Below are 15566 nucleotides of genomic sequence, written 5' to 3'. Positions count from 1 at the left end.
CAATTATAGATGGGGGGATTTTGGGGGTTTCAACCCCCAGCACCAAGACGAATACAGTTAGAGTGGCCTGCCATCTTCAACTGGCTAATTGTACCGTCAGCTTTCTCTTTGCCCTTGATTGGGCCAATGACGACGCGGTTCCAGCCATTGTTGGTGGTAATGCGTGAATCAAAACCTTCGAAAGCAAGCTGCGCACGGACAGTTTCTGCCTGTTCGGCACCCTTGAAGGAGCCACACTGTACCATCCAGCGTTTCTCATCTTTCGGCTTGTCCTGAGGTGCCGGAGCCTGTTTGACCACTTCTTCACGGGTAATCGGCGCTGCTGGTTGAGCGGTTTGCGCCGCTGCACGCTGTTGAGTATGCGGCGGTGTTTGCAGCAAATCTTGATACGGCTGCTGAGATGCCGTGGTGCGTTGTTGCTGCTGCACCGGGCGTGGCTGCTGTGCTACAGGCTGTGATTGCTGAACAGGCCGCGGTTGTGCCGTAACAGATTGAGTATTGAATTGTTGCTGTTGGGCTTGCTGCTGCTGAATAATTTTTTGGCGCTGCAAGGTGCTCTGACGCTGTTCCGGCGTCTGCTCATTCCACGGCACTTCGTTCAACTGAGTAGGTTGCTGGCGCATATCGGCCTGCATCTGCTCCAGTAACTGGCGCTGTTCGCTGGTGAGCTGATCTTTATTCTGCACTTCACCACCGGCAGATGGTTCGGTTGGGGCACGCACACCCGTCTGGCGATTTTCCAGTTCTTTGATATAACGCCAGCGCTCTTCCGGTTTAGGTGGCAGACCATTTCCTGTGACTTTATGGCCAGGCAGGGTTTCGCTTTCATCTTTTTTATGATGAGTAATGAAGTAGAGAGCACCAATAAAGGTCACCAGAACGGCGGCCGCAATTGCGACCATTGTCGGCGAGACAGATGGTAGGCTGCGTTGCTTACTGCGGGTGTTACTTTTCTTACGCCGCGTACCTGCCGATTGCCCGCGGCGTACATAATCTCGTTGTGCCACTATTGATTCGCTATATTTTATTCGTTTATCAGCCCGCCATGTTACTTAATGGATATCCCTTTGACCAGAATCCAGTGTCCTAAAGCGGGTCATTTTCTACTGCCAGGTGCGCTGGTGGAGCCTCGTTCAATGAGTTCACAGTCCAGCAAACGCGAACCACTACTCACGGTGTGCCCGTTAAGTTGATCCAATAACAACAGCATAGCTTCCCTCCCGATATCAAAACGGGGTTGAGCTACGGTGGTGAGCGGTGGGTCACAGAACTGTGAAAGTGCGATGTCATCAAAGCCCATAATCGATAAGTCTTCCGGCACGCGTAAGCCATTTCGCTTGGCCTGAGACAGTGCGCCCAGCGCCATCACATCGCTATGGCAGAACACCGCAGTCGGCGGGTTTGGCAGCGCCAGCAGCTGCGACAATGCAGCGGCACCGGCTTCATAGGTAAAGTTACCACGCGCAATGTAGTGCGGATCAATTACTGCACCCGTACGACGCAATGCCTGGATATACCCCTGCAAGCGATAGTGGCAAAGCGGCATCTCTTCTGGGCCTGCAATACAGGCAATTTTTTGATGGCCGAGCTGCTGTAAATAATAAACAGCATTAAATGCGGCCGTAAGGTTATCAATATGAACCGTAGGCAGTTCCAGCTCAGGAGCAAATTCGTTTGCCATTACCATCGGCGGTAAATTGCGTTGTTCTTCAATGCTGGCATCAAAGGGAAGGCGTGAGCCGAGCAGCAGCATGCCATCAATCTGCTTGGTGATAATCAGATTAATGAAGGTTTTTTCCTGCTGATTTTGGTGGGCGCAATCGCCAATCAGCACCAGGTAGCCCTGTTCGGCAGCCGTCACTTCGATACCGCGGATGATTTCGCTAAAGAAGGGGTCGCAGATATCCGGGACAATAACCAGAATGGTGCGTGATTCATTACGCTTTAGATTTCGCCCCAGGGAGTGGGGTAAATAACCTACGGCTATTGCCGCTTGTTCCACACGATTACGAGTGCTCTGCGATACTTTGTCCGGGTTCATTAATGCCCTGGACACCGTTGCAGTTGAGACTTTCGCCTGAACAGCAACATCTTTCATGGTTGCATTGGCAACCTGATTCTTCGGCTTCAACTTCTTCTCCTCGCGTGCACTGTACAGGTGCTGACAACGTCCGTGGTGTCTGACCATGTCCACATTCTTAGCAGAAATTGATGTTCGTTGGTTACAGTTATTTCATTAAAAGTGTGATGGTTGTTGAAATTTTCGATCCGCTTCGCATAACCACAGGGCTTTGTGCTAGCCGTCTATTGGATCAACATCCAGCGTCCACTTCACTTTGCGTGATTCCGGTAAAGTATTGACCAGCTTCAACGAATGACTGACCAGGCGTTGCAGACGCGCGCGCGAAGGGTGTTGCAGCAGAATTTGCCAACGGAAACGCCCACCGCGTTTGGGTTGCAAGCATGGCACCGGACCCATAACCCAGAGCTGATCATCTCGTAAAGGGCTGGACTCAAGCAGGTTTCGTAACTGCTGCAAGAAGAGCGGCGCCTGATGGTTATTTTGGTCTTCTGCGCGGAACATGATGTGGCTGGTAAACGGCGGCAAGAATACCGCCTGGCGCTCTTTCAGTGCCTGGTTTGCGAAGTCGTCATAACCTTTGGAGAGAAGCGTTTGTAATAAAGGATGCTCAGGATGGTGAGTTTGCAGCATGACTTCGCCTTGCTTACCGGCGCGTCCGGCGCGGCCAGACACCTGGACATAAAGTTGTGCAAAACGCTCCGCTGCGCGGAAGTCAGCCGAAAACAGTGCGCCATCGACATCGAGTAAAGCTACCAGAGTCACATCCGGGAAGTGGTGGCCTTTCGCGAGCATCTGCGTACCAATCAGAATACGAGCACCGCCGCGATGGACTTCCGCCAGTTGCTGCTCAAGCGCACCTTTACGGCTGGTGGTGTCGCGGTCAATACGCGAAATCGGCACGCCCGGGAATTCCGGTGTCAGGCTATGTTCGAGCTGTTCCGTTCCCATACCGACAGGAACCAGATTGGTGGAGCCACAATGTGGGCATTGCTGAGGAATAGCTCTTTGGCTGTCGCAATGGTGGCAACGTAAATGACGCTGGCCCTGATGATAGGTGTAGTAGTGATCGCAGCGCGGGCACTCCGCTATCCAGCCGCATTCATGGCACAGCAGAGCGGGAGCAAACCCGCGGCGGTTAAGAAACAGGATCACCTGGTTGTCAGCTTTAAGATGCTGGCCAATTTTTTTGATAAGCGCAGGCGCCAGGCCGGATTTCAGTGGCTGGCCTTTTAAGTCCACCACTTGCTGTGTTGCCGGGCGCGCATTACCGGCGCGTTTTGTCAGGCGTAACTGGCGATATTTTCCCAATTGAACGTTGTGCAATGTTTCAAGGGCGGGGGTCGCTGAGCCGAGGATGATGGGAATATCTTCCGCATGTGCACGGTACACGGCTAAATCACGAGCGTGATAACGCCAGCCTTCATGCTGTTTGTAAGAGCTGTCGTGCTCTTCATCTATAACAATGACGCCAAGTCGGCAAAACGGTGTGAACAGGGACGAGCGGGTGCCAATCACAATCGCTGCTTCGCCGCTACGAGCTTTTAACCACACAGCAAGACGCTCACTGTCATTAAGCCCGGAGTGCAGCACTTCGACCGGAGCGTTAAAACGCTCACGGAAACGGGCAATGGTTTGTGGCGTCAGGCCAATTTCAGGGACCAGAACTAGCGCTTGTTTGCCTTGTGCCAGCACGTTTTCCAACACGCTAAGATACACTTCCGTTTTGCCTGATCCGGTAATACCCGCAAGTAACCAGACCGCAAAATGGTCGGCAGAACTGTGGATAGCGCCGATAGCAGTAGCCTGCTCGGTGTTCAGCCGTAAGCGCTCGCCTTCAACGGAATAGCTATCGCGCCAGTCCGTCGCCGCAGGGGCGGCACTTTTCAGGTCACATAAACCTTTGGCCCGCAGCGCTTGTAATCCAGGCTCGCTGATTTCCATTTCGCTCACCTGGTGACGCCAGATGATATTTTGCCGTACCGCCGCCAATGCTTGTTGCTGCTTCGGTGCGCGCTTCAGGCTATTGAGGTCTACAGCTTTGCCTTCTTCTGTAGCGAACCAGTACCACAACGGCGCATGGTGCGCGGGTTTTCCTTCGCGAAGCAAACCTGGTAGGGCGTGGAAGAGGACATCGCCAAGCGGATGGTGGTAATACTCAGCCGCCCACAGCAGAACGCGCCACAGAGACACAGGAAACAACGAAGCGCCATCCAGAACTTCAGCAACTGGCTTTAGCTCATTAATCGGCAATTCGCTGTGCTCGCTAACAGTGACGACAATCCCGACAGCCTGGCGTTTACCAAACGGCACCATGACGCGACAGCCTGACTCCACCTGCATTCCCTCAGGAACGAAGTAGTCAAAAGTACGGGCAAGGGGAACCGGCAAAGCGACGTGGGCGACAGGCATCAATATTTCCGAACTGATAAAAATGACGAGATAGTGTACACTGTGTACTCCAGAAAATGCGGATCAGTTTGCATACGCTGGCGGGGTTCTGTATGATTCGCCGCCTTTGATGCGCAGTTTTTGGTATCAAAAAACCTAATTTATCAACTTCGCGTGGTGTCTGGCGTTAGGGCTGGAAGAGCGACGCGGCCTTATACAGAGGTTTTCCATGAAAAAGAATATTCACCCGAACTACGCAGAAGTTACTGCAAACTGCTCATGCGGTAATGTTATCAAGATTCGCTCTACCGTGGGTCATGATCTGAACCTGGACGTATGTGGCGAATGCCACCCGTTCTACACTGGCAAGCAGCGTGATGTTGCTACCGGTGGCCGCGTTGACCGCTTCAACAAGCGTTTCAGCGTTCCAGGCGCGAAGAAGTAATTTTTCGCCGACGGTAGTAAGAAAAAGGCGCCTAACGGCGCCTTTTTTGTATCTGTCACTTTCTTATAACCGCTAGCATTCGAGTTTCTGCAAGGCGGCAAATGAAAGAGTCCCCAGGAGCTTACACTAGTAAGTGACTGGGGCGATTGAGTGCAGCCAACGCCGCAGCAACTTGAAGGATAACGGTTAGAGCTAGTATTCCCACGTCTCTGGATCAATCCCTAACTCGCGCATAATCACCTTCGCCGCTTCAGGAATCTCATCACTACGCTCTTTGCGCAGATCTGCATCATTTGGCAGTGGTTGGCCGGTAAACGCATGCAGGAATGCTTCGCACAGGAGCTCACTGTTTGTTGCGTGACGCAGGTTATTCACCTGGCGACGGGTACGCTCATCGGTGAGGATTTTTAACACCTTCAGAGGAATGGACACCGTAATTTTCTTTACTTGCTCACTCTTCTTCCCGTGCTCAGCGTAAGGGCTGATATATTCGCCGCTCCATTCAGCCATGAGATACTTAATCCTCTTAATCAATGTATTTAGGCTTCCACCGGTAATATGCGCGGCAGAAGCGATTATCTGGTCGTAGTGTAAGCGTTTATTGATTCGCGGTCTGCGACGCTATCACCCTAAAGCGTATAATTTTAACGGCTATTGCGTGTTTGCTCAATCTATACGCAAAGAAGTTTAGATGTCCAGATGTATTGACGTCTAACTCGGCAGTGTTTACTCTGGTGCCTGACCTTTATTCGACCAGCAAGGATTCGAGAGCCATGACGCGCAAACAGGCAACTATCGCAGTACGTAGCGGTTTGAACGATGACGAGCAATACGGCTGCGTTGTACCGCCAATCCATCTCTCCAGTACTTATAATTTCACCGGGTTTAACGAACCGCGCGCGCATGACTATTCGCGTCGTGGCAATCCTACGCGTGATGTTGTTCAGCGCGCACTGGCAGAGCTGGAAGGCGGAGCTGGCGCTGTGCTGACGAATACCGGTATGTCGGCAATCCATCTGGTAACCACCGTTTACCTTAAGCCTGGCGACCTGTTAGTGGCTCCGCATGACTGTTACGGTGGCAGCTACCGTTTGTTTGATAGCCTGGCAAAACGCGGCGCCTATCGCGTTTTGTTTGTCGATCAAGGAGATGAAGCGGCTTTAACTGCGGCACTTAACGAAAAACCAAAACTCGTGCTGGTCGAAAGCCCAAGTAATCCCTTGTTACGAGTGGTAGATATTGCGAAAATCTGCGCCGCCGCGCGTGAAGTTGGGGCAATCAGTGTGGTGGATAACACCTTCTTGAGCCCGGCTTTGCAAAACCCATTGGCATTGGGTGCGGATTTGGTTCTGCACTCATGTACCAAATATTTGAATGGTCACTCAGATGTTGTTGCGGGCGTAGTGATTGCGAAAGATGCCGAAACTGTCACTGAGCTTGCCTGGTGGGCAAATAACATTGGCGTGACTGGCGGTGCTTTCGATAGTTATTTGCTATTGCGCGGTTTGCGCACGCTTTCACCACGTATGGAAGTGGCGCAACGCAACGCGCAGGCGATTGTTGATTTCCTGCAAACTCAACCGCTGGTGAAAAAGCTGTATCATCCTTCGCTGCCTGAAAACCAGGGCCATGAAATTGCTGCTCGTCAGCAAAAAGGTTTTGGCGCGATGCTAAGTTTTGAATTTAACGGCGACGAGCAAACGCTGCGTCGATTCCTGAGTAGCCTGACTCTCTTCACGCTGGCGGAATCGCTGGGTGGAGTAGAAAGTTTGATTTCACACGCGGCGACGATGACCCACGCGGGCATGGCGCCAGAAGCGCGTGCTGCAGCGGGGATCTCTGAAACCTTGTTGCGTATTTCGACTGGCATTGAAGATAGCGAAGATTTAATTGCTGACCTGGAAAATGCGTTCCGGGTTGCAGCCGAGGGGTAAGCATGAGTGTTTCAGCACCAGCAGGGGCGTCGGGTCGTCAGCTGCATAAATTTGGTGGCAGTAGTCTGGCAGATGTGAAGTGCTATCTACGCGTTGCGGGGATCATGGCCGAGTATTCAAAACCTGGCGACATGATGGTTGTTTCCGCAGCGGGTAGTACCACTAATCAGTTGATTAACTGGTTAAAATTAAGCCAAAGCGATCGCCTTTCTGCCCATCAGGTTCAGCAAGCACTGCGCCGTTATCAGAGCGAGCTGATTAGTGGCCTTGTTGCACCTGATGTTGCTGATACTTTAATCGGTCAATTTATTCACGATCTTGAGCGTCTGGCGGGTTTGCTGGATGGCAAAATGACCGACGCAGTGTATTCCGAAGTTGTAGGCCATGGTGAAATTTGGTCTGCACGCCTCATGTCTGCGGTGCTGAATCAGTTAGGTCACCCGGCTGCATGGTTGGATGCACGCGAATTTATGCGTGCAGAGCGTGCAGCTCAGCCACAAGTTAATGAAGGTTTATCCTGGCCGCTGCTACAAGAGCTTATGGCGCAGCATCCGAACAAACGCCTCGTGGTTACCGGTTTTATCTGCCGTAACGACGCGGGCGAAACGGTTCTGCTGGGCCGTAACGGTTCTGACTATTCCGCAACTCAAATTGGTGCACTGGCTGGGGTTTCCCGTGTGACCATCTGGAGTGACGTTGCCGGGGTTTACAGTGCTGACCCGCGTAAAGTGAAAGATGCTTGCTTGCTGCCGCTGCTGCGTCTGGATGAAGCCAGTGAACTGGCCCGTCTTGCCGCCCCAGTGCTGCACGCTCGTACTTTGCAGCCTGTTTCTGGTAGCGATATCGATCTGCAACTGCGTTGTAGCTATTCACCAGAACAAGGGTCAACTCGTATCGAACGAGTGTTGGCTTCTGGTACTGGTGCGCGAATCGTTACCAGCCACGATGATGTTTGCCTGATCGAACTTCAGGTTGCTCCACAGCAAGATTTCAAGCTGGCGCACAAAGAACTAGATACCCTGCTAAACCGCGCTCAGATTCGCCCGTTGTCGATTGGCGTTCATCCTGACCGTAACCTGCTTCAGCTTTGCTACACCTCAGAAGTTGCTGGCAGCGCACTACAAACTCTTCAGGAAGCAGCTCTTCCGGGCGAATTACGTCTGCGTGAAGGCTTAGCTCTGGTGGCAATGGTTGGTGCGGGCGTTTGCCGTAACCCACTTCACAGCCATCGTTTCTGGCAGCAATTGAAAGATCAGCCTGTTGAGTTTATCTGGCAGTCCGAAGATGGTATTAGCCTGGTTGCGGTACTACGTGTTGGCCCAACAGAAAACCTCATTAAGGGTCTGCATAAGTCACTGTTCCGTGCTGAAAAACGTATTGGTCTGGTTCTGTTCGGCAAAGGGAACATTGGTTCACGCTGGCTGGAGCTGTTTGCCCGCGAGCAAGAAACCATCTCTGCACGAACCGGTTTTGAATTCGTGCTTTCAGGTGTAGTAGATAGCAGCCGCAGCTTGCTGAATTATGAAGGTCTGGATGCCAGCCGTGCTCTCGCTTTCTTCAACGACGAAGCGGTAGAACAGGATGAAGAATCACTATTCCAATGGATGCGTGCGCATCCCTATGATGATTTGGTGGTTCTGGATGTGACTGCGAGTGAACAACTGGCCGATCAATACCTCGATTTTGCCAGCCACGGTTTCCACGTTATCAGCGCCAATAAACTTGCGGGCGCCAGTAATAGCCAGAAGTACCGTGAAATTCGTAACGCTTTTACCAAGACGGGCCGCCACTGGCTGTATAACGCCACCGTGGGCGCTGGTTTGCCGGTAAACCATACCGTTCGTGATTTACGCGAAAGCGGCGACTTCATTCTGGCTATCAGCGGTATTTTCTCCGGTACGCTTTCATGGCTGTTCCTGCAATTCGATGGCACGGTGCCATTTACCGAGCTGGTGGACCAGGCCTGGCAGCAAGGGCTAACAGAACCCGATCCACGCGTCGATCTCTCCGGGAAAGACGTGATGCGCAAGCTAGTGATCCTGGCTCGCGAAGCAGGTTACGACATCGAGCCGGATCAGGTTCGTGTTGAGTCGCTGGTTACAAACGGCAGTGAGACTGGCTCAATTGACCATTTCTTTGAAAATGGTGATGAGTTGAATGACCAAATGCTTCAGCGTTTTGAAGCGGCTCAGGAAATGGGATTGGTTCTGCGTTATGTCGCGCGTTTCGATGCGAATGGTAAAGCGCGTGTCGGTGTGGAAGCTGTGCGCACTGAGCATCCACTGGCTTCGCTGCTACCGTGCGACAACGTGTTTGCTATCGAAAGCCGTTGGTATCGCGATAACCCGCTGGTTATTCGTGGGCCAGGTGCTGGTCGTGACGTAACAGCTGGCGCTATTCAGTCGGATCTCAATCGTCTGGCGCAATTGCTATAACTCGCTGAAACACAAAAATACTGAGGCCAGCGATTGCTGGCCTTTTTTTATTCTTTTCAATCGAACATGAGGAAAATTCAATTTGGGTGAGAATTCCTCATTTCTTGTGTTGAATTTTCAGTTGACGGAATCATGCTTTTCCTTCATCTTGCTATCTGGACGTCTAAACGTCTGGATAGCAAAAAAACACAACATCACATAATAAAATGCGATTAATGAGGTAAGGGTATGAGCTTTTTTCACGCCAACCAGCGGGAAGCACTAAATCAGAGTCTGGCCGAAGTCGCCGGGCAAATTAACGTTTCCTTTGAGTTTTTCCCGCCGCGCACCAGTGAAATGGAACAGACCCTGTGGAGCTCAATTGATCGACTGAGTAGCCTGAAACCTAAATTTGTCTCCGTAACTTACGGCGCAAACTCCGGTGAGCGTGACCGTACCCATAGCATCATCAAAGGTATTAAAGACCGTACAGGTCTGGAAGCTGCACCGCATCTGACTTGTATTGATGCCTCTCCCGACGAGTTGCGTACTATTGCGCAGGATTACTGGAATAGCGGTATCCGTCATATCGTCGCCCTGCGCGGTGATTTACCTCCCGGTGGTGGCAAGCCAGATATGTATGCTTCTGACTTGGTCACGCTGCTTAAAGATGTCGGTGACTTTGATATTTCCGTTGCGGCTTACCCGGAAGTTCACCCGGAAGCGAAAAGTGCACAGGCTGATTTGATTAACCTGAAGCGCAAGATTGACGCTGGTGCAAACCGTGCAATCACACAGTTCTTCTTCGATGTGGAAAGTTACCTGCGCTTCCGTGACCGTTGCGCCGCTGCGGGTATCGATGTCGAAATCGTGCCAGGCATTTTGCCAGTGAGTAACTACAAACAGGCGCATAAGTTTGCGACCATGACCAACGTGCGTGTTCCGCACTGGATGGCACAAATGTTTGAAGGGCTGGATAACGATGCAGAAACTCGCAAAATGGTCGGCGCCAATATTGCGATGGATATGGTGAAAATCCTCAGCCGTGAAGGTGTGAAAGACTTCCATTTCTACACGCTTAACCGTGCCGAAATGAGCTATGCGATTTGCCACACTCTGGGTGTTCGCCCGGCAGTTTAATTCTGATAATGGCCCGCAAGGGCCATGACTTTGCCCTCTGGATCCACTCCCCCTCACAATACCCATTTCATTTGTAATGTTAAGTTTTGAAAGTTTATGTTGCTGTCGACGTTTCTTCGAAAGACTTTTGCTATGTTGCTCATTAGCCAGCAGGAAATAACTATCAAATCTGTAGTTTTTTTCATCTATAACTTATCTGCAGAGCTGTATATCCTGGTATTAAAATAATGAAGGGAGCAGGAAGATGAGCACAAACGAAAACGATCATAATACGTTGTCAGCAGGGAAGTGCCCGTTTCATCAGGGCAGTCATGATGTGAGTGCAGGAGCCGGAACAAGCACGCGGGACTGGTGGCCGAAACAACTCCGTGTTGATCTCCTCAATCAGCACTCAAACCGCTCTAACCCCTTCGGCGAAGATTTTGATTACCGCAAAGAATTCAGCAAACTCGATTATTCCGCGCTGAAAGGCGACCTAAAAGCATTACTAACTGATTCCCAGCCGTGGTGGCCTGCCGATTGGGGCAGCTATGCCGGGCTATTTATTCGTATGGCCTGGCATGGTGCCGGCACTTACCGCTCCCTGGACGGACGTGGTGGCGCAGGTCGTGGTCAGCAACGCTTTGCTCCACTTAACTCCTGGCCAGATAACGTAAGCCTTGATAAAGCTCGCCGCCTGCTGTGGCCTATCAAACAGAAATATGGCCAGAAAATATCCTGGGCCGACCTGTTTATACTGGCGGGGAACGTCGCGCTGGAAAACTCCGGCTTCCGCACCTTTGGTTTTGGTGCCGGGCGTGAAGATGTTTGGGAGCCAGATCTGGATGTGAACTGGGGTAATGAAAAAGCCTGGTTGGAACATCGCGACCCGGAGGCACTTGCTAAACGCCCATTAGCCGCGACCGAGATGGGGCTGATTTATGTTAACCCCGAAGGGCCAAACGCCAGCGGTGAACCACTCTCTGCCGCTGCTGCCATTCGTGCTACTTTCGGCAATATGGGGATGAACGACGAAGAGACTGTAGCGCTTATCGCTGGCGGTCATACGTTGGGCAAAACTCACGGTGCAGCAGAAGCAACCCATGTGGGTGTTGACCCGGAAGCTGCACCGATTGAAGCGCAAGGCTTAGGTTGGACGAGCAGCTACGGCAGTGGTGCCGGTGCAGATGCAATTACATCTGGCCTGGAAGTTGTCTGGTCACAAACACCAACCCAGTGGAGTAACTACTTCTTCGAGAACTTGTTCAAATTCGAATGGGTCCAGACACGTAGCCCTGCTGGTGCAATTCAGTTTGAAGCGGCCGATGCGCCTGAAATTATTCCTGATCCGTTTGATCCATCGAAAAAACGTAAACCGACAATGTTGGTCACCGACCTGACGCTGCGTTTCGATCCGGAATTCGAAAAAATTTCCCGTCGCTTCCTCAATGATCCACAAGCTTTCAATGAAGCTTTTGCCCGTGCATGGTTCAAATTGACCCACCGCGATATGGGGCCAATTGCGCGTTACATCGGCCCGGAAGTGCCAAAAGAAGAACTGATTTGGCAGGACCCGTTGCCGAAAGCGACATTCAGCCCAACGCCTGCTGATATCGATCACCTGAAAGCAGAAATTGCCCATTCTGGCCTTTCTGTCAGTGAATTGATTTCTGTAGCCTGGGCGTCGGCGTCGACTTTCCGTGGCGGCGATAAACGTGGCGGAGCCAATGGCGCACGCCTGGCACTGGCACCTCAGCGCAACTGGGATGTGAATGCTTTAGCGGCGCGTGCATTGCCTGCGTTAGAAGCAATTCAGAAAGCGTCTGGTAAAGCGTCACTGGCCGATATCATCGTGCTGGCGGGTGTTGTGGGTGTTGAACAGGCGGCGGAAGCGGCTGGTATCAGCGTTCGCGTGCCGTTTATTCCTGGGCGTGTGGATGCCAGCCAGGATCAGACAGATATCGAGATGTTCAACCTTATGGAGCCTACAGCCGATGGGTTCCGTAACTACCGTGCTCGTGTGGATGCGGCGACAACAGAATCCCTGCTGATTGATAAAGCACAGCAACTTACGCTGACTGCACCTGAACTCACCGTTTTGGTTGGTGGTATGCGTGTGCTGGGTGCGAACTTTGATGGCGGCAAGCATGGCGTATTCACCGAGCGTTTAGGTGTGCTCAGTAACGATTTCTTTATCAATCTGTTGGATATGGGCACGGAATGGAAGGCGACTGATGACTCTTCAGAACTGTTTGAAGGCCGTTGCCGTCAAACCGGCGAAGTGAAGCAGACAGCGACACGCGCTGATCTGGTCTTCGGTTCCAACTCTGTGCTGCGTGCACTGGCGGAAGTTTATGCCTGCGGTGACGCTAAAGAGAAGTTTGTGAAAGACTTCGTTGCGGCATGGGTGAAAGTGATGAATCTGGATCGCTTTGACCTGAAGTAAGGCGGTATCTGACGTAAAAATCCCCGCTGATGCGGGGATTTTTTTATGAGGCTTAACCAGTGTTACGCATACCTGCTGCAACACCTGCAATCGTCACCATCAATGCTTGTTCTACCTGCGCATTTGGCTCTTCACCTTTATCTTCCAACTGACGTGAGCGATGCAGCAATTCAGCCTGCAATACGTTCAATGGGTCGGTGTAGATGTTACGCAGCTGGATGGACTCGGCAATCCATGGCAGGTCAGCCATCAGGTGCGAATCGTTGGCGATATCCAGTACCACTTTGATGTCGGCTTCCAGTTGGTCGCGCAGTTGTTTACCAAGTGCCCACAGCTCTGGTTTCACCAGGCGCTGATCGTAATATTCCGCAAGCCACAGGTCAGCTTTTGCAAACACCATTTCCAGCATGCCAAGGCGAGTCGAGAAGAATGGCCAGTCGCGGCACATGGTTTCCAGCACGTCTTGTTTGCCATCTTCGACCACTTTTTGTAGCGCAGCACCGGCACCCAGCCAGGCTGGCAACATCAGGCGGTTTTGCGTCCAGGCGAAGATCCATGGGATAGCACGCAGAGACTCAACGCCACCGTTAGGTTTACGCTTCGCAGGGCGTGAGCCCAGCGGCAGTTTACCCAGTTCAAGCTCAGGCGTTGCCGAACGGAAGTACGGCACGAAGTCTTCATTTTCGCGGATATATCCACGATACATATCACACGAGGTTACAGACAGATCCTCCATGATATGTTTCCACTCTTTCTTCGGCTCTGGCGGTGGAAGAAGGTTGGCTTCGAGAATCGCACTGGTGTAGAGCGACAGGCTGCTGATAGTGATTTCTGGCAGACCGTATTTAAAGCGAATCATCTCGCCTTGTTCAGTCACACGCAGGCCGCCTTTCAGGCTGCCCGGCGGTTGAGAAAGCAGAGCTGCGTGCGCAGGCGCACCGCCACGGCCGATAGAACCACCACGTCCGTGGAACAGCGTCAGGGTGATTCCGGCTTTCTCGCAGGTTTTGATCAGTGCGTCCTGAGCCTGGTATTGCGCCCAGGATGCCGCCATCACGCCTGCATCTTTCGCAGAGTCAGAATAGCCAATCATGACCATCTGTTTGCCCTGAATAAAGCCGCGGTACCAGTCGATATTCAGCAACTGAGTCATGGCGTCGTCGGCGTTGTTCAGGTCATCGAGGGTTTCAAAAAGCGGCGCAACCGGCAGAGCGAAGGTGCAGCCAGCTTCTTTGAGTAGCAGATGAACGGCCAGCACGTCAGAAGGTGTTTTCGCCATGGAGATAACATACGCGGCGATAGAACCACGCGGTGCTTCGGCAACCACTTTGCAGGTTTCCAGCACTTCGCGGGTGTCATCGCTCGGCTCCCACTGGCGTGGCAGCAGAGGGCGCTTGGAATTCAGTTCGCGGATAAGGAATGCTTGTTTGTCGGCTTCAGACCAGCTTTCGTAATCGCCAATGCCCAGGTAACGCGTCATTTCGCCGAGTGCTTCGGTATGACGAGTACTTTCCTGGCGCACATCAATGCGCACTAATGGCACGCCGAAGCTTTTCACGCGGCGCAGGGTATCAAGCAACTGACCGTTGGCTATAATGCCCATTCCGCACGCTTGCAGCGACTGGTAACACGCGTAGAGCGGATCCCAAAGCTGTTCGTTTTGGGTTAACAAACCTTCAGGTTTTGGCAGGCGCTGGCCTTTCAGGCGAGCTTCCAGCCAGGCTTGTGTCGCCAGTAATTGCTGACGAATGCCTTTCATGATGCAGCGATACGGTTCTTGTGCAGCGTCTGGGCCGGCCAGTTCACTCAGCTCTGGCGTGCATTCCACCATCGAGAGTTCGGAAATCAGTACCTGAATATCGCGCAAGAACAGGTCGGTTGCTTTCCAGCGGCTTAGCAGCAGAACGTGACGGGTAATATCAGCAGTCACGTTCGGGTTGCCGTCGCGGTCGCCGCCCATCCATGAAGTGAAACGTACCGGAACAAAATCGACAGGCAGTTTGTAATTCAGGTTGTCTTCGAGTTGCTCGTTCAGCTCACGCAGGTAGTTTGGAACTCCTTCCCACAGGCTGTTTTCTACTACCGCAAAGCCCCATTTTGCTTCATCTACAGGGGAAGGGCGGTGCTTACGGATTTCATCGGTGTGCCATGCCTGAGCGACCAGTTGGCGCAGACGGCGCATAATCTGGTTACGTTCGTAATCGGCGATGTCGCTGTGGTCGAGTTGCTTGAGGCAGCTATTTACTTCAACCAGTTTGTGAATCAGGGTGCGACGGGTGATTTCGGTTGGGTGTGCGGTCAGAACTAATTCCAGTGACAAAGACTCAACAGCATCACGAATGGCAGCTTCACTAAGGTCCGGCTGATTTTTTAATTTTTGGAGTGTCTTAGCGATAACTTCGGGATTGCTGGCGGCTTCGCCATTGGCTGAAATGCTGTGATATTGCTCGGCGGTGTTGGCCAGATTCAAGAATTGGCTGAATGCACGGGCTACAGGGAGTAGTTCATCGTTAGACAGGTTCTGTAACGTGGTTAGCAGCTCCTGGCGGTTTGCCTCATTGCCAGCCCGTGAAGACTTTGACAATTTGCGGATTGTTTCTACGCGGTCAAGAATGTTTTCACCTAACGCATCCTTGATGGTATCCCCGAGCAACTTGCCGAGCATACTGACATTACTTCGCAAAGCGGAATACTGTTCGTTCATATGACCCCAGACACCCTATCCAATCTGATATGT

10 protein-coding genes are annotated in these 15566 nt (G+C 52.1%); 5 read left to right on the top strand and 5 right to left on the bottom strand.

The window, feature by feature from the left end:
* Positions 1-29: 29 nt before the first annotated feature.
* From ftsN to priA, 3 genes are all read right to left on the bottom strand, one after another.
* Positions 30-1007, bottom strand: a complete 978-nt coding sequence (gene ftsN, locus AC0IXI_RS23005; protein ID WP_064515083.1) for a cell division protein FtsN — start codon at positions 1005-1007, stop codon at positions 30-32.
* An 89-nt stretch (positions 1008-1096) separates the two neighbouring features.
* Positions 1097-2131: a DNA-binding transcriptional regulator CytR gene (gene cytR, locus AC0IXI_RS23000; RefSeq protein ID WP_134187639.1), complete on the bottom strand. Its 1035-nt coding sequence runs from the start codon at positions 2129-2131 to the stop codon at positions 1097-1099.
* 165 nt (positions 2132-2296) lie between these two features.
* Positions 2297-4492: a primosomal protein N' gene (priA, locus tag AC0IXI_RS22995; RefSeq protein ID WP_471683165.1), complete on the bottom strand. Its 2196-nt coding sequence runs from the start codon at positions 4490-4492 to the stop codon at positions 2297-2299.
* A 208-nt stretch (positions 4493-4700) separates the two neighbouring features.
* Between priA and rpmE the strand changes: the two genes are divergently transcribed.
* On the top strand, positions 4701-4916 hold the full coding sequence (rpmE, locus tag AC0IXI_RS22990; protein ID WP_034461415.1) for a 50S ribosomal protein L31: 216 nt from the start codon (positions 4701-4703) through the stop codon (positions 4914-4916).
* 192 nt (positions 4917-5108) lie between these two features.
* Here the strand turns inward: rpmE and metJ are convergent, their stop codons facing one another.
* Positions 5109-5426: a met regulon transcriptional regulator MetJ gene (metJ, locus tag AC0IXI_RS22985; protein ID WP_034461414.1), complete on the bottom strand. Its 318-nt coding sequence runs from the start codon at positions 5424-5426 to the stop codon at positions 5109-5111.
* Between the two features lie 263 nt (positions 5427-5689).
* Here metJ and metB point away from each other — a divergent pair, with 263 nt between their 5' ends.
* The 4 genes from metB to katG all read left to right on the top strand — a co-directional run bounded on the left by metB (position 5690) and on the right by katG (position 12829).
* The gene (gene metB, locus AC0IXI_RS22980) at positions 5690-6850 is read left to right on the top strand and encodes a cystathionine gamma-synthase (RefSeq protein ID WP_134187637.1); all 1161 of its coding nucleotides are present in this window, start codon (positions 5690-5692) and stop codon (positions 6848-6850) included.
* Positions 6851-6852: 2 nt separating this feature from the next.
* Positions 6853-9285 carry a bifunctional aspartate kinase/homoserine dehydrogenase II gene (locus AC0IXI_RS22975; RefSeq protein ID WP_471683164.1) on the top strand — a complete coding sequence of 811 codons (2433 nt, stop codon included), beginning with the start codon at positions 6853-6855 and terminating at the stop codon, positions 9283-9285.
* A 228-nt stretch (positions 9286-9513) separates the two neighbouring features.
* Entirely contained in the window at positions 9514-10404 is an 891-nt protein-coding gene (gene metF, locus AC0IXI_RS22970) for a methylenetetrahydrofolate reductase (RefSeq protein ID WP_064515096.1), read from the top strand.
* A gap of 244 nt (positions 10405-10648) precedes the next feature.
* Positions 10649-12829, top strand: a complete 2181-nt coding sequence (gene katG, locus AC0IXI_RS22965; RefSeq protein ID WP_471683163.1) for a catalase/peroxidase HPI — start codon at positions 10649-10651, stop codon at positions 12827-12829.
* A gap of 52 nt (positions 12830-12881) precedes the next feature.
* On the opposite strand, the gene ppc is transcribed toward katG, so the two are convergent.
* Positions 12882-15533: a phosphoenolpyruvate carboxylase gene (gene ppc, locus AC0IXI_RS22960; protein WP_471683162.1), complete on the bottom strand. Its 2652-nt coding sequence runs from the start codon at positions 15531-15533 to the stop codon at positions 12882-12884.
* Positions 15534-15566: the final 33 nt, after the last annotated feature.

The sequence above is a fragment of the Buttiauxella sp. AC038 genome, from assembly GCF_979253565.1.
This window is presented reverse-complemented; position numbering and strand designations above follow the sequence as displayed.